The sequence below is a fragment of the Streptomyces sp. RKAG337 genome (assembly GCF_023701715.1).
Classification (GTDB): Bacteria; Actinomycetota; Actinomycetes; order Streptomycetales; family Streptomycetaceae; genus Actinacidiphila.
In genome coordinates, this window is sequence record NZ_JAJOZA010000001.1 from 977137 (window position 1) to 994817 (window position 17681).

The 17681-nt window shown below is 68.9% G+C and carries 20 protein-coding genes and 2 pseudogenes; 7 read left to right on the plus strand and 15 right to left on the minus strand.

Annotated features, from left to right (window positions below; all coding sequences use genetic code 11):
* Positions 1-94: 94 nt before the first annotated feature.
* From LNW73_RS04205 to LNW73_RS04215, 3 genes are all read right to left on the minus strand, one after another.
* Positions 95-418, minus strand: a complete 324-nt coding sequence (locus LNW73_RS04205; RefSeq protein ID WP_250988959.1) for a hypothetical protein — start codon at positions 416-418, stop codon at positions 95-97.
* Between the two features lie 69 nt (positions 419-487).
* Entirely contained in the window at positions 488-1276 is a 789-nt protein-coding gene (locus tag LNW73_RS04210; protein WP_250988960.1) for a replication-relaxation family protein, read from the minus strand.
* 371 nt (positions 1277-1647) lie between these two features.
* Positions 1648-2085 carry a RapZ C-terminal domain-containing protein gene (locus LNW73_RS04215; protein ID WP_250988961.1) on the minus strand — a complete coding sequence of 146 codons (438 nt, stop codon included), beginning with the start codon at positions 2083-2085 and terminating at the stop codon, positions 1648-1650.
* A gap of 197 nt (positions 2086-2282) precedes the next feature.
* On the opposite strand from LNW73_RS04215, the gene LNW73_RS04220 reads away from it, so the two are divergent.
* Together LNW73_RS04220 and LNW73_RS04230 are read left to right on the plus strand one after the other, a co-directional pair.
* Positions 2283-3140 (plus strand): glycine-rich domain-containing protein, encoded by an 858-nt coding sequence (locus LNW73_RS04220; RefSeq protein ID WP_250988962.1) that lies wholly within the window; start codon positions 2283-2285, stop codon positions 3138-3140.
* A 1410-nt stretch (positions 3141-4550) separates the two neighbouring features.
* A complete protein-coding gene (locus tag LNW73_RS04230; RefSeq protein WP_250988963.1) occupies positions 4551-5546 on the plus strand; it encodes an IPT/TIG domain-containing protein in 996 nt (331 codons plus the stop codon).
* Positions 5547-5734: 188 nt separating this feature from the next.
* Here LNW73_RS04230 and LNW73_RS04235 read toward each other — a convergent pair whose 3' ends face one another.
* From LNW73_RS04235 to LNW73_RS04245, 4 genes and pseudogenes are all read right to left on the minus strand, one after another.
* Positions 5735-6082, minus strand: a complete 348-nt coding sequence (locus tag LNW73_RS04235; RefSeq protein ID WP_250988964.1) for a hypothetical protein — start codon at positions 6080-6082, stop codon at positions 5735-5737.
* A 264-nt stretch (positions 6083-6346) separates the two neighbouring features.
* Positions 6347-6946: a hypothetical protein gene (locus LNW73_RS04240; RefSeq protein WP_250988965.1), complete on the minus strand. Its 600-nt coding sequence runs from the start codon at positions 6944-6946 to the stop codon at positions 6347-6349.
* A 22-nt stretch (positions 6947-6968) separates the two neighbouring features.
* Positions 6969-7574 (minus strand): annotated as a pseudogene (locus LNW73_RS36615) (replication-relaxation family protein); the annotation flags it as partial.
* 314 nt (positions 7575-7888) lie between these two features.
* Complete coding sequence (locus LNW73_RS04245) at positions 7889-9520, minus strand: ISL3 family transposase (protein ID WP_250988966.1); 1632 nt, start codon at positions 9518-9520, stop codon at positions 7889-7891.
* A gap of 388 nt (positions 9521-9908) precedes the next feature.
* On the opposite strand from LNW73_RS04245, the gene LNW73_RS04250 reads away from it, so the two are divergent.
* Positions 9909-10277 carry a hypothetical protein gene (locus tag LNW73_RS04250; RefSeq protein ID WP_250988967.1) on the plus strand — a complete coding sequence of 123 codons (369 nt, stop codon included), beginning with the start codon at positions 9909-9911 and terminating at the stop codon, positions 10275-10277.
* Between the two features lie 200 nt (positions 10278-10477).
* Positions 10478-10744: a hypothetical protein gene (locus LNW73_RS04255; RefSeq protein WP_250988968.1), complete on the plus strand. Its 267-nt coding sequence runs from the start codon at positions 10478-10480 to the stop codon at positions 10742-10744.
* 343 nt (positions 10745-11087) lie between these two features.
* Here LNW73_RS04255 and LNW73_RS04260 read toward each other — a convergent pair whose 3' ends face one another.
* Both LNW73_RS04260 and LNW73_RS04265 read right to left on the minus strand, forming a co-directional pair.
* Positions 11088-11390 (minus strand): hypothetical protein, encoded by a 303-nt coding sequence (locus LNW73_RS04260; protein WP_250988969.1) that lies wholly within the window; start codon positions 11388-11390, stop codon positions 11088-11090.
* 9 nt (positions 11391-11399) lie between these two features.
* On the minus strand, positions 11400-11588 hold the full coding sequence (locus LNW73_RS04265; RefSeq protein WP_250988970.1) for a hypothetical protein: 189 nt from the start codon (positions 11586-11588) through the stop codon (positions 11400-11402).
* Positions 11589-11698: 110 nt separating this feature from the next.
* Here LNW73_RS04265 and LNW73_RS04270 point away from each other — a divergent pair, with 110 nt between their 5' ends.
* The gene (locus LNW73_RS04270; RefSeq protein WP_250988971.1) at positions 11699-11911 is read left to right on the plus strand and encodes a hypothetical protein; all 213 of its coding nucleotides are present in this window, start codon (positions 11699-11701) and stop codon (positions 11909-11911) included.
* Between the two features lie 147 nt (positions 11912-12058).
* Here the strand turns inward: LNW73_RS04270 and LNW73_RS04275 are convergent, their stop codons facing one another.
* The 6 genes and pseudogenes from LNW73_RS04275 to LNW73_RS04300 form a co-directional block, all read right to left on the minus strand.
* Complete coding sequence (locus tag LNW73_RS04275; RefSeq protein WP_250988972.1) at positions 12059-12373, minus strand: hypothetical protein; 315 nt, start codon at positions 12371-12373, stop codon at positions 12059-12061.
* A 501-nt stretch (positions 12374-12874) separates the two neighbouring features.
* Positions 12875-13096: pseudogene (locus LNW73_RS04280) on the minus strand (hypothetical protein); the annotation flags it as partial.
* 30 nt (positions 13097-13126) lie between these two features.
* Positions 13127-13384, minus strand: coding sequence for a hypothetical protein (locus tag LNW73_RS04285; protein WP_250988973.1), 258 nt, complete (start codon positions 13382-13384; stop codon positions 13127-13129).
* A 134-nt stretch (positions 13385-13518) separates the two neighbouring features.
* On the minus strand, positions 13519-13692 hold the full coding sequence (locus tag LNW73_RS04290) for an antitoxin (protein ID WP_250988974.1): 174 nt from the start codon (positions 13690-13692) through the stop codon (positions 13519-13521).
* Between the two features lie 500 nt (positions 13693-14192).
* Entirely contained in the window at positions 14193-14582 is a 390-nt protein-coding gene (locus tag LNW73_RS04295; RefSeq protein ID WP_250988975.1) for a hypothetical protein, read from the minus strand.
* 64 nt (positions 14583-14646) lie between these two features.
* Positions 14647-15195, minus strand: a complete 549-nt coding sequence (locus LNW73_RS04300; protein ID WP_250988976.1) for a plasmid pRiA4b ORF-3 family protein — start codon at positions 15193-15195, stop codon at positions 14647-14649.
* Positions 15196-15679: 484 nt separating this feature from the next.
* Between LNW73_RS04300 and LNW73_RS35870 the strand changes: the two genes are divergently transcribed.
* Both LNW73_RS35870 and LNW73_RS04305 read left to right on the plus strand, forming a co-directional pair.
* Complete coding sequence (locus LNW73_RS35870; protein ID WP_285390582.1) at positions 15680-15811, plus strand: hypothetical protein; 132 nt, start codon at positions 15680-15682, stop codon at positions 15809-15811.
* Positions 15812-16771: 960 nt separating this feature from the next.
* Positions 16772-17287, plus strand: coding sequence for a peptidylprolyl isomerase (locus LNW73_RS04305; RefSeq protein ID WP_250992794.1), 516 nt, complete (start codon positions 16772-16774; stop codon positions 17285-17287).
* The last annotated feature ends 394 nt before the right edge of the window (positions 17288-17681 follow it).

Sequence of the window (17681 nt, forward strand, 5' to 3'; positions counted from 1 at the left end):
TGCGGAGTCCGCGGTTGCGTGCTGCCTGGTTCTGGCGGCACGACCAGCAGTGGACGCCGTCCTCGGGCGGGACCGCGATGCCGGTCTCCTCAGCTTAGGGGTCGGCCGGCTCGTCGACCGGGATGCTGCAGTGCGGTGTCGCGCAGCGCACTTCCTCCTCCTGTGCGGTGGCAGCGTCGTCCTGGTCGTCCTCGTCCCAGCGCTGCTGCAGTGCGGCGCGTTGTGCTGCCTGCTCGGCTTCCCGGCGGGCCTCGGCTGCTGCACGACGCGGCCGTTCGCGCTGCCAGTAGGCGGCCTGGGTGTGGGTGTCGGTCAGCGCCTGCAGCAGCGGCTCGAACTCACCGCGGCACTGCACGACGCGCCGGAAGGACGGCCCGTGCAGGCCGTGCTGCTGCAACCGCTCCAACGTCGTGAGCACCAGCGGGACCGTGCCGGTGAAGTCGAGGAAACCGTCGTCTTCCTCGCTGAACCAGTACTTCTTCGCCGCTCAGTGCTCGCGGGTGAGCTCAGCCAGAGTCTGCATCCGGTTCGTCAACGCCTTGGGACCGGCCCCGGTGAACACGAACACCAACGGCGGCCAACCCGGCAGGCCGGTGTCGCGGTAGAGCGTCTGCCAGTACGGCACCCCCTCCTCCCCCGCCCGCCGCGACGTCCACGGCACGCCCGGATCAGCTACCTGGCGGCGGTAGCACGCGGCGTACGCGGCCAGCTTGTCCGCGACGCGCTCCACCGGTTCGGTGTGCCTGTCCACTTCCACCATCGGCAGCGGCACCCCGGCCTCCTTCGCGCGCAGCACCGCATCCGCCCGCACGTTCTGCTTGCCCGTGGCGGCGAGCACGTGCGGGACCTCGGTCCGCCACGCGGTGATGTCGCCGATACCGCCCTTGGTGAACGCGATGATCGCGGCGTTCGCGCCCATCGCATGCGGGGCCCCGCCGCGTCCCGCACCCCTCGCCCGGCCGCCCATATCCTCCGGTGCGCGCCCCAGCAGCTTCCCGGCCGCGTCCAGACCGGCCGGGGTCAGACCCCACAGCTTCTGCGACGGCTCCCCCGTCCGGTCCGGCGCACCGAACCTCCCCGCCGGACCCGCCGTGTTCCCCTCCGAGACCACCACACCGGCCACCTGAAGGACCAGCAGGGCGTTGCGGATCGTCTTGTTGTCCGTCAGGTGCGGGCGCACCAGGTGCAGGATCTGCGTGGCGTTCGCGACCTTCAGCACCCCCAGCACCTTCAACGCGTCCGCCTGGTCCCGGACCGTCGATCTCGGCTTCGCCATTTGCTGCCTCCCCGTGCGGCTGCTCGCGGAAGCTGTCCATGGTCGCCTGCCGGTATGACAACCAGCCCTCGGCCCCTTCCCCCTTCGGCCGACGCCACAGCGGCGGCCACGCGGCCCGCACAGGGCCCGCCGCAGGCCAAGGGAACGGCTTTCGAACCCTCGCGTCCCGCCCATCACCCAGCCGTACCCGTCTCTTCTCCACGGGTACAGCAGGGGGTGGGAGGCAAAAGGGTTGTCAGGGTTTCCAGTGACATCAGGACAAGGGGCCTGAACTGCGAAAACACCAGACCTGGACGCACGGCTGTCGGTAGCACTCGCGGGTGCAGGAACGGTATAAGCCGTGGTGGAAGTGTCGGAGGCCGGCTGGCAGTTCAGTTGGCGGCCGACAGGACCGGACGGTCGATGTGGTGATGCTCCACCTCCACCCCGTACGCACCGCCCCAGTCTTCCCAGACACGGTGGGCGACCGCTTCAGCGACCGCCACGGAACGATGCCTACCTCCCTGGCACGCCACCGTCAGGCGCACCAGACGGCCACAGGGGACTTCATCGGCCAGGGCGCGGAGCTGGACGGCGGTCCGGTCGATCAACTCCCGGGCCCCGGGCGTGGCCAGGACATGGGCGTACACGTCGGCGTCCCATCCGGTGCGGTAGCGCATCGCGGGGTCCTTGGCCGGGTTACGCAGCGCCCGGCGAAGGTCGAGGTAGAGGCCGTCGGTGACGAGTTCGTGGGCGCCGTCGTGGCGGACGCCGATGGAGCTGATGACGGCGGTGACGGGACCGATCCCGTCCAGGTATGTGCTCTGCACGCCCACCACCATTCCGACCCGGCCGGTGGGGCGGAAGGAGCTGCCATCGGCCGTTGCATGCTCCAGCTCGGCAGGACGTGCTCGTGCATCAGTTCCCTTGCCGACGGCCATCGGCGCCTCGTGTCCGAACCGTCAGTGGTGACCTTTTCCCGGCCTCCAAGTTGATCCATGCGTTCAGTTCCTCCACGGCGCCGTTCATGGAGGAACTGCGTGGACCCGAACTTGTGATCAACCTGGAGGACTGCTTCATGACGTTCGCTGGCGTGACGGGGTCTCGCACTCGTCTGCTCGTTCTTGCCTCGGCCACCGTGGCGGCTTTGACCGGGACGGTCCTCAGCCCGGCCCAGGCAGCACCCCCCAAGGCCGCTCCCCCGGCCCCCGTGGTGTTCACATCGTCGGGCGGCTACGCCATTCCGAAGGATGTGAAGTCTGTCCTCGTCACGGTGCTCGGTGCAGGAGCGGGGGGTCGGGGCGGGAACGCGGACGTGGATGCCGATCGTGTAGGTCGCGGCGGTCCGGGTGGTGGCGGCGGAGGGATGGCCCAGTGCATCGTCAATGTGGATGGGCGGGCGCTGCAGGCGGGCGAAAAGCTGTCGGTCGCGGTGGGCCGGGGTGGGCTGGGGGGGCGTGGCCAGGATGTGGAGAGGTTGGCCGTTACTACCGGTGGTGACGGAGGGCAGTCCTCGGTGGATCTCCCCGGGTATGCCGAGGGGCGCCAGGGGCCGGCGTGGGTCGCGATTGCCAGCGGAGGATCGCCGGCCCGCAACTTCTCGGGCGGGGAGGGCGGAAAGGGCAGCAAGTGCTACCCCGACTGGAGCACGAAAAGCGCTCTCGCCGACGGAGGGAGCAGCAAGGCGACCTCACCGACGGCCGGCTCCGCTGGAAGCGAGGGCGGCCTCGGAGCCGCCAACGATGTGATCAGGAAGCATTGCCGCCCCGGCGCTGGCAATGGCGGGGCAGGCGGGAACGGCGTCATCCGTAACGGCCTCACTCCGGCTGCGGGCAAGCCCGGAATGTCCGGCATGAGCGGCTGCGTCGTCCTCACCTTCTCCTGAAACTGGGCCCGCCGACGGACAGGACCCGCACCGTTCAACCGCAGGTGCCGACGCCGACGGTCAACGTGGTGCCGCACGGTGTGCGCCTCACATGTTGAACCACAGCGGCAGGAGGAGCCCCTAGGGCCGGGGCGGCCGGGCATGTTGGTGGCCATTGGAAAACCCAGGCCGGTGGCCAACAGCAAGTTCACAGGATCTCGTGACGTAGCGTGACTAGTTCCTGGGTTTCGAGTGGCCGGGATCCGCTGGAGCGCCTCGGGCGGCAGGTCAAGTCGTCGGCGGGCCAGGTTTTGACCGTATATAGACAACTGTGAAGGTTGTGCGGTGGATTGGTCATGCTGCTGGGATGCTCTGAGCGGCTTGCATCGAGGCGCCGCTCAGCGCGGTGTTCGGCGGAGCCGATGGCTGTGGCGGTCCCAAGCGGGCCGCGGCGGTGAGTGATGCACGGGCTGCGTCCCGGTGGTGATCGACTACTCGTGGCCGGGCCCGTGTGCGTGCGGCCGCACCGCTGACGGTTCCTGTGGAGTCCCTCGTCTCCCGCCGCGGCGGTGTGGAACCGAGCGAGGGGAATACCTCTGTGCTTTCGAAAGCCACCCAGCTACATCCACCGCGCGCGCGTTGGCGCCGCCGGTTCACCGCCCTGACCGCGACGTCCGCATTGGCCGCCGGCGGCCTGGTCGTCCTGGCCTCTCCCGCGTTCGCCGCCGGGGTATGCGCCGCGCCGGTGGTCGCGGGCGCCACCACCACGATCACCTGCTCGGGCGACGGAACCGGCAGCATCACCGTTCCCGCCGATGTCTCCAGCGCCCTGGTGACCCTGGACGGGCCCGGCGGCGGCAACGCCTTCGACGGCACCGCGGGCGGCAAGGGCGCCCACATCGTGGCAACCATTCCGGCCACCGCAGGTCAGACCTTCCAGGTCTCGGTCGGCGCCCGGGGCGCCAACGGTGCCGCCAACGGCAATGCCGGTCTCACCAGCGCGTTCGTCACTGCCGTGGAGACCTCCACCGGCGCGCCGCTGCTGACGGCCGGCGGAGGAGGCGGGGCCGGCGGCGCGGGTTACGGCACCCCGTCCTACCCCGGCACCCCGGGCGCCGACAGCGGCAGCCCGGGCACCGCCGGTGCGGGATCGCCCGGCGTGGCGGGCGGCGGGCAAGGCGGCGGCGCGGGCACCGGCACCGCCGGCGGTGCCGGAGGTGCCGGAGGAGTCGGCTCGTCCACAGGCGTGACCGGTGCCTCAGGCGGCTTCCCCAATGCCATGGGCGGCAGCACCGGCCAGTTAGTCCCGAAACCCGCGGCCGCGGGCGGGCGCGGGGCCCCGGCTACGGCGGCGGAGGCCGCGGAGGGTCCGGCGCGGCCAACGGCACGGTCGGCGGTGCCGGCGGTGCTGGCGGCGGCGGGTCCGACTTCGTGTCGGGGACCGTCCCCGGTTCGACGACCACGCTGGTCGACGGCGCCAACGCCGGCAACGGGCAGATCGTATTCACCTTCACCCAGGACGCCCCCACCGTCACCGCCGTCAGCCCGGCCAGCGGCCCGGCCGCCGGCGGCACCGCGGTCACCGTCACCGGCACCAACCTGACAGGCGTCACGGCGATCACCTTCGGGGCCGGGAACCCGGCCACGGCCGTGTCGTGCACCGACACCTCCTGCACCGCCACCGCCCCCGCCGGCACAGGGACCGTGGACGTCCAGGTCACCACTCCGGGCGGCACCAGCGCCACCTCTGCCGCCGATCAGTACACCTATATCCCGGTCCCCGCGGTAACCGCGCTCAGTCCGGCCAGCGGTCCGACCGGCGGCGGCACCGCCGTGACCGTCACCGGCACCGGCCTGGCCGGCGCCACCGCCGTCACCTTCGGCCCCGGTAACCCCGCCACCGCCGTCACCTGCACCGCGACCTCGTGCACCGCCACCGCACCGGCCCACACCGCGGGCACGGTGGACGTGCAGGTCACCACCCCCGGCGGCACCAGTGCCGTCGTCAGCGCCGGCCAGTACACCTACGTGGACCCGAAAGCCGACATCGACGTCGACGTCACCGCGCAACCGCACCTGGGGATCCTGGTCCCTTACCTCACGTACACGCTCAAAGCCCACAACACCGGCCCGAACGCGGTCACCTCGGCCACCCTCACCGCCACACTGCCCGCCGGTGCGAGCGCCACGAACCTGTCCGCCGGCTGCACCACCACGACCGGGACCGTGACCTGCACCTACGGGACCATCGCCAATGGCGCCAGCACCGACAAGACCTTCCGTGTCCCACTGTCGCTACTGTCCCTGGGCCATGTGACGGTCACCGGAGTACGCACCACCTCCGCACCCTCCGACCCCAATCCCGCCAACGACAGCGCGAGCGCCACCTGCACCGTCGTCTCCATCATCCTGGCCACCTGCCCCTAACTCCCTGACCTCCAGCCCCGCGCGAGAGCGTGAACCCCGCGCCCGAAAAACCGCTGCCCTCCGCCGGCCCACAGGCCGGCCGAGGGCAGCGGCGCTGGGCGTGGCCGGGTCATTGACATGGCGGCGGTAACGCACCAGCGGCCCCGGCACCGCCACTCTGGCGGTGCTGGGGCGGTGGTAGGCACGTTCTAGCGCCCGGGGAGCTGGACCGTTTCGCGCTGCACGATTTCATTTTGATCCACGGGCAGGAGGGAACCCCGGGACTTGATGATCAACCCTGCGTTCCCCGCGGAGGCGCCTACCTCGGCAGAGCCGATCGGGGACGTGCCAGCCACCAGGGCGAAGGCCCGGGCGAGGGTTTCGAGACCTTCGGAAGCCTGGCCGGCTCGCTGGTCGGCGAGGAACACAGCCTCCCTGCCGATAGCCTCTACGAGCCGTTCGCGGGCAACGGCGACAGTGGGCGACTCGGTCACGGCAAGCTGCGCCGGGATTGCTCCCAGGTCCGACACCTCGGGCGTTGCTTCGTTCTCAGGCATACCTGCGTCCCCTCCTCGGCCGGCTCCCTGCCGACCGGAACGGACCTGCCCAACATCCACCCGGTTCAAAACCGCGGTGAGCGCCTGGCCCCGAGGACGGCCGGCCCGGTGGAGTAGCGCGCCTGCGCCGCCCAGTCCCCGCCCCGCCAGTCCACCCGCGCCCCCTTCGTTGGTGTGTCGGCCCCTTGTGCAGTTTGCGCTGGCGCGGCGTCCGATATCGGGGGGTCATTGATACTCGAGGTCGTCACGGTCCTGGCGGTCGCCTTAATCCACCTGAAGAGCGCCGGCCGCCTCGTTCCACAGGGCGATCAGCGCCCTCATCCGCTTCTTCTCCTTCTTACGGCGCCGCTCGCGCACGGCGTCCTGCTCGATCTGCCGGTCGCATTCGGCTTGGCGCAGGCGGTCGCGTTCCTCCTCCTGCCGGCGGCGCTCCTGCTCCCGCACCCGGTAGGCGTCCTCGTTGTCGGGGTTGGCCAGGGCGGTGAGGATCGGCTCCCACGCTTCGTGGCCGTAGCGCCACCAGATCGGCGCGTGCGGCCCGCGCTGGGCGAGTTGCTCCAGGGTGGTCACGATGACGGGGATGGCGGTGCGGTGGTCCCAGTAGCCATCGGTGGCCGCTTTCCCGTAGAGGTCGTAGGGCGCGTGGTAGCGCCCTTGCCAGTACTCCTGGCTCAGTTCCTTCACCTGCCGCATCCGGTGGTACAGGGCGTCGGTGCTCATCCGGCCGTTGAAGACCACGGCGATCGGCGGGTAGCCCTCGCGGCCGGTCGCCGCGTACATCGTGCGCCACACCGGGTAATCGATGCCGGCCGCGTCTTTGGTCTGCAGTTGGAAGAACCGCTGGTACTTCGCGAACTTCGCCACCAGCACCCCGGGGGGACTCGGTCCCGTTGTCGACCTCCACGATCAGCACCGGCACCCCGTCGTCCGACGCCTGCAGTACCGCGTCGGCCTGCGCGCCGGTGCGGTTGCGCCCAGCACTGGGCAAGTTGTGCTGCACCTCCGTCGCCCAGGAGCCAATGGTGCCGATACCCCGCGGCCGGGACGCCGCCGCACCGGCGGCCAGGTCCTGGTCGCCCGTGCGGCGGGCGGCGGGGATGACCGGGCGGGTCGGCTGGGGCGGGGTCTGGGTGAAGCCGATGATGGCCTCATTGACGCGGATGGCGTGCTTGGCGCCCGAGCGGGCGGCGCCTCGGGCGATGGAGCCCATCTCCGTCAGCGGCCGCTCCAGCGCTTCGGCCGCCGCCTCCAGGCCGGCCGGGGTCAGGCCCCACAGCTTGTGGCCGTCGCTGGTGCTGCCCTCGGACAGCACTAGCTTGTGCTTCTGCAAGTCCAGGCACGCGTTGCGCACCGGCTTGTTGTCCTTCGTGCCCGGACACATCAACTGCCAGATGTGATCGGCCGTCGCGACCTTCAGCACGCCCAGCGCCGCCAGGACCTCGTCGCGCCTCGTCGACGTCGAACCGTACGGATACGTCTGCGAACCACCCACACCCCTCCCCCACCCTGTCCCGCACGCCGCCGCGCCCTCAGCCCCTGCCGCCGGTCCCGAGCCGGTGGCGCCGTTGAGAAGCCGCGCGCAGCGCTCCCGGCCGGGAACCTGATGAACTCCTCACTCCTCCCCTGTCCTACCACCACCCACAGACACACAAGGGAGAGAAAGAAGGTTGTCGAGGCATCTTGCAACCACCGGAAAATGGGTCTGACCTGCGGGAATGCTGACCGGGTGTCAGGGGGTGCCGGTAGGGGAATCGGCGGGGCCGGCGGGAAGGGCCTGCGGGGTGGCTTCGTATGTGAAGTCAGGGATCAGGCACACATTCCGTGAGGGCGATCACCGGGCCCGTTCTCGGTCACTGAGCGTGTCGGTCGGTGGAGAGCGGTGAGGAGGACGCGCTTTCGGAGCAGGGGGAGCTGCGCGCGGCCGAACATCTGCCGTTTGATCATCTTGATGTGGTTGACGCGGCCTTCGACGGGGCCGGAGTTCCAGCGGGTGGTCAGACCCTGGACGACGGCGTCCCAGTCCTTCTCCAGGCCGTTCGCGAAGCTGTGCAGTCCGGGGAGGTCCGCGGCATGAGCGGCGATGACCCAGTCCTTGAGGTGCTGTCCGGAGCGGTTGGTGAGGATCTCGGCGAAGGATCGCACGAGCCGGTCGGCGGCAGTCAGTTCTGGGCAGCGGGCGAGGATCTCGACGAGCTGGACGCGCTCTTTGTCCCGGAGGCGGTCGGGGTGGCGCATGAGCCAGCCGGTGGCCTGACGGACGCCCGGCGGTGCTGGCCCGACGACACGTATGCGTTGTCGTCGCCGGGGCCGGAGGTAGTCACTGATGGTCTGGTAGTTGCCTTGATAGCCGAGTTTTTGGAGTTCGGCATGCAGGCGGATGGCGTTCGTGAAGCCCTGATCCCAGCGTTTGTCCAGGTGAGACTTGAAAGGATCGAGCTGACTGATCCGGGGCTGATGTCGCCCGTTGAGCATCTGCTCGGGCGTCCGTGCGCGGGCGGCCCGCCGGACGGTGTTGCCGCCCAGATGTAGTTCCCGGGCGATCTCGCGTATGCCGTGGCCCTGGTCGAGGAGCGAGTGAACGGCTGCATGCCGGTCCCGGAAGCGGACTTCGATCGGTGACATCTCCTTCGCCGCGCTCGCCGTGCCGGCGAACGAGAGGCTCGTGGCGCCGTCCGATTCGGCCTCGGTCGGCTGGAGACAGGAGTTGTGCCGGCGCACACAGCGTTCCACAGCGGTGCCGAGGTTCTGCCATAGGTGAAAGGCGTCGGCGACCTGGACGGCATGGGGTGCACCGGTGCGAGCACCATCGGCATAGGAGCCCGCCCGGTCCCGGCATATGATCTCGGCTCCGGGATGGTCTCGCAGCCAGGAGGCCAGGGTCTCGGCGTCCCGGCCGGGCAGCAGGTCAAGGGGCTGGCCGGTCTCGCAGTCGATGAGCACGGTGCCGTAGTGCTGGCCGCGGCGGGTGGCGAAGTCGTCCACGCCCAGGACCTTCGGCATCGTCCAGTCTGGATCGGGCAGGTCCATGACCATCCTGAGCAGCGTCGTCCTGCTGACGAACCCGTGCAGGACCTCCGCGAAGCGGGTCCCGCACCGACCGGCGAGCGCGACTGCCACCGCCTCAAGCACCCCGCGGAACAAAGGGGTCCGCCGGCCGTATCGCACCGTTAGCCCGCCGACCTGCTCAGCGAACGTGCGGCGCGTGCACGCAGCGTTCTCGCAGTACAGACGCCGTACTGTCAGCTCGATGAACACGGGCTGACCGCCCACCGAGCTGTCCGCGAGGCATCTCTCGTAGGTGCTGTGCACCCGTCCCGATGGCACGACGCAGTCCGGACATGTCTCGCTGCGGTCCCGCGTGCGGGCCTGGATACGAACCGCTCCATTCGCCAGGAACACCCGCTTCACCTCGACGCAGCCGAGGTACGGAAACAGCACATCTACGAGGTCATCACACCTCACCACAATCCCAGATGACGGTACGTCACCGCACGGAAAGCCCGGTGATCGCCCTCACGGAATGTGTGCCTGATCCGAAGTCAGAGACCACTTATCAGTCAGTTCTGGCTCCACTTGCTGCCTTGGGCGCCTTTTTGTGTAGGTGGGATTTGACTCCATCCGGTGGCGTAGGGCGTTCTTCGGCAGCTCCGAATGTGGATCATCGACCCTGTCCGAGGAAGTGTCGACGGGGTTGCGGCATCCGTCGCTGAAGATCCCTCAGAAACCCTGCCCTGCACGCAGGTCGGCATCACGCGGGGCTCTTGCTGCCCAAGTACACCTGTGATCTTGTCGTGCCTGAATCACCTTCCGCCCACGAGAGGTCACCATGCGCTCCCCCACCCTCACCGCCGCGATCGGCACCACCGCGACGGCCCTGCTGCTGTGCGGTCTGTCCTCCGGCACCGCTCAGGCCGACGTCGGCGACGTCCTGATCCGGCAGCTCGACGCGAACGGCCAGACCGTCTGCATCCACGACTACCTTGTCGCCAACCTCCTCGACCAGGCATCGGTCACCGACCCGATCTGCCCAGGCGCCACCCGCGAGCGCATCACCAACGCCACCCTGCAGCCCATCACGGACACCTACGGACCCACCACCACGACGATCCAACCGTTCTCCACCGTCGTAACCGATGTGGGCTACAACTTCCTCACCCAGGTCGTCACCTTCAAGGTGACACTCCCGCAGCTCTGAACCACACCCCTTGCGTCGCAGCAGCTGGTCCCACCAAGGAACAGGTCGACAGCCGGGCGGTCCGGTCGTGACCGCTCCAGCCGTGGGTCCGCTGCTCGGCAAGGACGAGGACGATCGTGCGGAAGCTATGCGTGCCGAGGGTAGGTCATGGAAAGATCAACGCGCGTCGGTAGCGAGCCGGCCCGAAGAGGAGGACAGCCATGTCTGACATCACGCCCGAACCCGAGATGACCGACCTGGGACTGATCCCCTCGTCCGAGGCCAAGCCTGAAGCCGTCGGCACGCTGAGTGTGCGCTACGTGGACGGGGCGCCCGTACTGGTCGTCACGGCAGGGACAGTCATGCCCGCAACCATCACTGTCGTCGACGCTGCCGGTATCCCCGTTGCCGCCTACACGGCAGGGCCGCCACCTGCCGTAGCCCAGATCATCATCACCCCCAGGGCCCCGGACCCCGGCTACTTCTAGAACGCCAAGCGGCATCGGCGACCAGACAGTGGGACACACCCCCACCCCGTCGCCAGCGGGCCTCCCAGGCTCGCTCCCACCGCAAGGCCCAGCAGCAACCTTGTCCCGCCCAGCCCAGGCAAATGCTGTGCTGCACCCGCGATGCCATCCTGCTGAAACCAGACGACTACACCCCGCTACCCATCGAGCAGCAACCGCTGCACACCATGGCGAGCAGCACGGCCAGGAGTGGCGGCATCCCGTTGCCGCAGGCCCTCGCCTCACACCTCTCACCCTCACAGCGCGGCTCGCCCACCTGGGGAAATAGGCTGTGTGCCACAGAGGAGCAGCCGCGATCGTCGGGCTACAGGACGGTGCCGTGGAGGGCGCGGCGGTCGGCGGACATCGCGTAGCTGCGGGCGGCGAGTCCGTTCTCCAGGGTCTCGCCGATCTGCTCACACAGCGGGGCCAAGACGTCGGCCGCGTCAGTGTCGGGCAGGTAGGCCGGGGCAATTTCGAGCATCAGCTCCCCGAGCTGATGGGTGATGGCGGCGAGGTCGTCGACGACGCGGCGCAGGTCAGTGAGTGCGGGATCCGCCGGCGGACCGGCGGGTAGCGATGGCGGTGCGGACGGCCTGGCGGACCACGGTGCGCACGGTGGGCTCATCGAGGGCCGTCAAGCCGCTGTGGGCGAGCGTGGCGAGGCGGCGGGTGTCAGCTCCGCGACGTCGCTCATACGGCCGGAGACGGCGATCAGGGCGCGCTGGGACAGGCCGTAGTCGAGCGCGGCCGCGGCGGCCGGGGCGCTGTCTCGCGTGCGAGATGTCTCTGGGCCGGCGACGACGGCGTCGTGGATCGCGGCCAAGGCGCGGGCGACGTCGAGGAGCCGGTACGTCTGGGCACGGCTGATGCCGAACTCCGCACCGCAGTACGACTCCCAGCTGCTGTGCCCGAGCGGGAGCCAGACCGGGCGGCATGGGCGTCGCGGACGCGGGCGGCGAGCACCGCCACGGAGCGCCGGACGTCGTCCATCGCCTCGCGCAGCCCGGCCGTCACCTCCCGGGCATGCGCCGTGGTCAGCGACGTCCGCGCCGGTTCGGCGACGTCGTCCTGGTCCACGTTGTCCTCGCACATGACTCCATCGTCCTCCGCGTCGACGGACCCGAACAGGGTGTCCGGTGCAACTGATTCCTAATGCCTTTTGTCAAGCCGCAAGGGCAGGCACCGCCGTGAATAAATTCAGGCAGCCGGCCGACGCCCCCGTGAACGCGGTGAGCCCGCCTTCCGTGTAGAGGGCGGGCTCGCCGCGTGTGCTGGCGCTGCGGGGGCCGGTCGCTACGGGAGCGGGTTCCACACCAGGGACTCGTGGGAGTCGGACTGCCCGATGGCGGTGAAGCCGGAGCTGTTGGACTGCGCGCTGTTGCTCTGGTTCGAGGCGCCGGAGCTGGAAGCAACCTGCTCGGCGGTGGAGGAGTTGCCGAGATTGCTGCCGTCCACCCCGCCGCCGAAGATGTTCCCGAGGGCAGCGTTCGACGCAGTGCCCACCGCGGCTGCTCCGTTGTCGGCCTGGGCCACGCCGGTGAAGAAGGCAGCAGCGAGGGGGAGCGACGCGAGAGCCGCCATCACACGGATGCTGCGGGTGCTTGCCATGATCTGGTCCTCCACTGATAGAAAGGGGCTGTTCTCCAAGGCGGTTGGCCGACCACGGGGGGTGAAGCAACCTAGCGGCACCACCTATGGCGCATGATAATCAGCAAAAACCAGCCGAGAAGCGGACGCTTCGACACTCCCAACGCCTGCGGCGGCCACGAGTCACACCGGTTGGACCATTCAGGTGTGCATGCGGCTGTTCGGGCCGTCCTGGTCACCGCCTGGCGGTAGATGCCCGTCGAAGTGGCACCGGACATCTACTACTGGTCCCTCGCCTACGGCGGGTGAGGAAGAGCGCGCTCGTCATCTGGTCGGTCAGTCATAGGTATTCCTCATACGCGAGCGATCCCTCACCAAACGACGGACCCGATCCCTCGCCAAACAACGAACATGCGGTTCTGCAGCGGACCGTCCCAGCCTTCGGCGCCGGGTTCTTCGATCCGGGCGAGCAGCACGCGGTCGGCCTAGTCCAAGATGTCGCGGGTCAGACCTCGAAATACCGACAACGACCACGGTCCGCAAAATCGAAACCCAGTACAACAAGCGGACCCGCTCGACGTCGTCGGCGTACTCACGCAGCTGGGGGCCGGCGGTGCTGCCGGGGATCGGCTCGCCGACCTCGGGGTCGACGGAGACGACAACCAGGGCGCGGTCCAGGGCGCGGATGTCCGCCTCGCTGGTGATGTTCTCCAGCTGCTTCGCGACGGAGTCGGAGAACGTGATCCGGGCACGGCGCGGGCCCTGGCCTGGGCATCAGGCGACGGCCGGGCGCTGAGCGGCGAGGCGGGTGAGATGGGCCTCGCGCAGCTCCTCCCACGGGGTGCACTGCTCGGGGTCGGGCACGCCATTGGTGGCAATGTCCTCCAGGACGGCGGCGAACCGGTCAGCGTCGGCCCGGGTCTTGGCCGCATACGCGCGCACCGCTTCAGCGGCCGCGGGCTCCAGCTGCCGGGCGGCGGTCTCAGCGGCGGCCGGCTGTTCGCATCGGCAGGCCGTTAAGGACCCGGCCATCGGCACCCGGGGGTAGACACTTCCCCGCACAGCACTGTCCATGACCGCCCGCCGCGCTACGGGTGACGCAACCCGCTGGACCTGGCTCATCGGTCGGCGCGGCGTCCGGGACCAAGCGGCCATGCCGAGCCGGGCTACTGGTTGGGGTCGTCGTCGATGCCCAGCCGCTGCTCCGTCTGCTGCTGCGCCTTGTCGAGCTGCTCGGCGTACTTGTTGCCGGTCTCCTCGTTGACCTCTTCCTCAAGATTGTCCGAGATATCCCTTCCCTTGGTCTTCGCCTGGTCGTGGAAGTTGTCGAAGACGCCCATGCGCTTCTCCTATCTCTGTTGAGAGGTCGTGAACACCATGCATGTCAGCGAGGGTGGCCGGGCACCCAGACACGCACCACCTTCGAGTGGACTGGCCGCTCATGGAAAAGGTCGCAGCCGTTCGTCAGAATCCGCCGCAGAAGCAACAACCGCCGTTGGCTCACCACGTCCGTCAAGATCAAGTGGCAGAAACCTGGGACAAGTCAAGATCGCCTGGCAATCGTTCAAGATTGCGGAAGCACGGGCGCGAGCCTGTCTCACAGGCTCACAGTTCAGCGCTTCAACCTGGGGAAACGGGGTGTGAGGCTCATGGACCTCACAGGGCGGGGTCCTCTTGCGTGACATCTGTGCTGGGCGGGTCTGGCAGGTGGACCGGCGACGGTGGGCTGTCGCGTCTCGCCGCAGAACCAGAGGGTGCTGACTGGCGAGGAGCCGGCGGGTTGTCACCTCACGGCACGCGCGCCGGGTCGTCGTGGAGGGGGGCATCGGTGAGATCCCTCCTACAGGGATAGCGCCAGGACGTAGGCGCGCTGGCGCGTCTGGTCGTCCTGCTGGTCCCAGGTCCCAGCGATGTGTTCCAGGAGATCGGCAGCCGCGTTGAGCGTCACGCCGGCGGGGTCGCTGTTGAGGTGGGCGCGGAGCTGGCCGACAACATGGAGGATGTCGGCGACCGCGACAGGCGGTCCTTCCAGAACGCCGAGGTCGGGACGAAGGCCGACGGTCAGTTTGAGTGGACGGAGGCGCCGCTGAATCCCGCCGTGGCCCGGCCGAGACGCGTGCGCGGTGCGGGGTGGGTGGATTGTGGGTGCGGGCTCGGGGCGGGGTGCATGTATCTGCGGACGGTGGGGTGGAGTGAAAGCGGCCAGTTGAAATTCCCCGCTGGCGGCCATGTGGGCTCCCCGCCATGGCCACGTCGATTCCCCACTCGTGGCCAGATCAGGCACGCAGCGTGACCTATCCGCGTCCCTGGTCACCCCACCACGGCAGGAGCGGCGGGAGGTCTGCGAGGCCGCCGCGGGAAGGCCGCTTCGGCATACTGGACTCACCGTCGTCCCCATCCCAGCGGCGGGCGTACTGATCCGGCAGACTTCCCCAGCCCCAGTACGGAGCCGGCCGGCCGGGCTCCATGCCCAGCTCGTCCAGGGGATTGATCCGCTTCTCCGCCACGGTGCACAGGTGAGCCCAGCTGTCACCCATATCGAAGACGTAGGCGAATTGCTCGCCAGCTTTCAGCCTGCTCAGCTTGGTCGACCGACCGTCGACCGTGCCATCGGGCGCTTCCCCGTCCCACCAGTCCAGCGGGCTGACGCCGGTACCGTCTCCCAGCGTGAACATGTGCAAGTGAGCCAAGTCCCAGCGACCGAAGGCGACATCGACTGACTCCGCGAGCTGTGCAAAGGAGTGCGAACGCGAAGCAGCGAGCACACGCCCAGGACGCGGCCAGAAATCCGCGCCCCGGCCGGACACCAGCTCTACACGGATCGACAACCACGTACGCGCCACGTTCAGGTCCCTTTCCCCGCCCCAGCCACCGCCGAAGGTCCACTACAGAAAGTTACCTCCAAGTGGGGAGCGAAACTGGCCGTCCGTGGGGATTTTCTGGTGGCCGCCGACAGTGGAGGTGGTCGTCGTAGTTCCCCCGCATCGTGGCGATGTGGGCGTCGGCGACCCGCAGGTACCCCTGTTGCTCCCCGGGCTGTGTGGAGAGCGAGGCCAGCTGGTCTTCGAGCTCGGTGCGGGCTGTGAGGGCACGGGCGAGGTAGGTGTCCGCCAGTTCCTGCGCCCTGCTGATGGCCTCGGGGCGGGGGTGGAGTTGTGGCGCTCGGCGAGGAGCACGAAGTTGTGGTGTCCGCCGGTCGGTTCCTCCTTGTGGCAGGAGAACACGTCGTTGACGATGGCGATCTGATCGGCGACGGCGGCACGCAGGCTGCCGAATCCAGGGAGCCTGCGGATCAGCGGACAGCCCGAGCATCCGGCGGACCGCCCGGTGACCGCGATCCCTCACACGATCAACGCCATCGGCGAAGCTCTCACCGGGGAGAAGCGTGCCCGCTTCTACTCCGAGGTCCTGGCCGCCGAAGAAGGTGAGCCCAACAACGCGGTCATGCGCCGCTGGTGAAGGCCGCCATACTTGACCAGGCCCCCGGCGCCGAGACCAAACGCCTCCGCCTGCCGTCAGCTCGTCGCGACCGATGACCTCGCCCAGCGGCTCCAGGCAGCAGCCGGGTGAGCGAGCCGCGCCGCGGCTGGACCGCGTTCGTGGAGCAGGCCCCGGCCGAGTCCATGCTCAACATGCCGCCCGAGCTGTCCGCACGCCTCACCGACGTCATCATCGCCCTCGCCCGTCAAGCGGGCGAAGCGATCGACGCGGGCAAACGGCCGCCCGGTGACCCGCTGGACGATTCTTGGAGTCGACTACAGCCTCCAGATCGAGGGCGAGCCGATCATCGTCAAATACACGGTCTACCCGTAGCACCGGGAGATCCGGATCCCCCTCATCGTCTGGTTCCACTGACCTCCCGCACGCGAGAAGCGGACCCCGGCAGTCTCAATGCCGGGATCCGCTTTCCTGCCGCACGATACGCCTCACCGGAAGGCATACGGCCGACGCCGAACGCCTCGGGCTTCGTGGCGCCGGCCGCCGTCGACGGTCGGGGTTCGAGTTCCGCAGGATCTCGCCATGCTGGGCGAGCGTCTGACCCTGCTGATCCAACCCCTCGGTTTGGGCTGTGCGGCTCCCACGGCGACCGACGGGCGCGAGCGGCGGTGTGCCGTCCTCACCGAGGAACGTCGCGATCTCCCCCACGGGCAGCGTCCGGCCACTCGTTCGGTGGAGTGTGCGGCGCGCTCCACACCGCTGGCGCCCTGGGGCCGCCAGGCTGGGAACCGATCGCGTCTGCTTCACATGCGGGCGGGTGCCCCGACGGAGATGAGTGTCCCTGTGTTTCGCCGTACCGCTGTCCTGGCTGCTGTTGCAGCCCTGGCCGTCACCGCCCTGCTGCCGTCCGCCGCGCGGGCTGATCTGGAGCCGTCCGACAAGCCCAAGGGTCCCAAGGTCACGGAGAAGGTCTACCTGGACATGACCATCGGCGGTGAGCCGGCTGGCCGGATCGTCGTCGGCTTGTTCGGGCTCACCGTGGCCAAGACGACCAAGAACTTCGCGCAACTCGCGCAACAGCCCGCCGGCGAGGGTTACAAGGGCTCCAAGCTCCACCGCGTCACCGCGGACGTCGATGTGCAGGGCGGGGATTTCACCCGCGGCGACGGCACCGGTGGCCGGAGCATCTACGGCGAGACGTTCGCCGACGAGAACTTCAAGCTCGGTCACTACGGGGCCGGATGGCTGTCCATGGTCAACCGGGACGGCAAGAACACCAACGGCTCCCAGTTCCGCATCACCCTGGCCAGGACCCCGTGGTTGGACGGCAAGAGCGTGGTCTTCGGGAAGGTCCTGGAGGGCATGAGCGTGGTCCGCACGATCGGGGCTGCCAAGACCGACAGCCGCAACCGCCCCGAGAAGGACATCGTGATCGCGGACTGCGGCGCTATCCCCGTCGAGCAGCCCTTCGAGGTGGATCGCGCCGACGCGGTCTGAACGTCCAGCCGACAGCTGCTGCTACCTGGGCCTCGGATTGTTGAGCACGCAGACTCTTTGACACCGTCCCCTCGGACACTTGCGTTCCGGAGGTCGCGGGTCGGCGTCTCTGACTGACCATCATATGAGCTTGTTCATGTATCGGTCGGTTCTTGACGGCAGTGTGCCGCCTCCACCTTGGCGGCTTTTCGGCCGCCGGATGCTGCGGGTGCTGTGCGTCGAGTGGCTGGTCGGGCGGGTGATTGATCTGTTCCGGACACATGTGTGGGTTGTGCGTACAGGGTCGGGTCTGGCTGGAACACTTCAGGTGGCCCTTCCGGGTGCTGCCCGTCAGGGACGCGGTGGGGTGAGGCTGCCGTGGCCCGGTTCCTGCTGCGGCGGTGTGCGAGGGGCG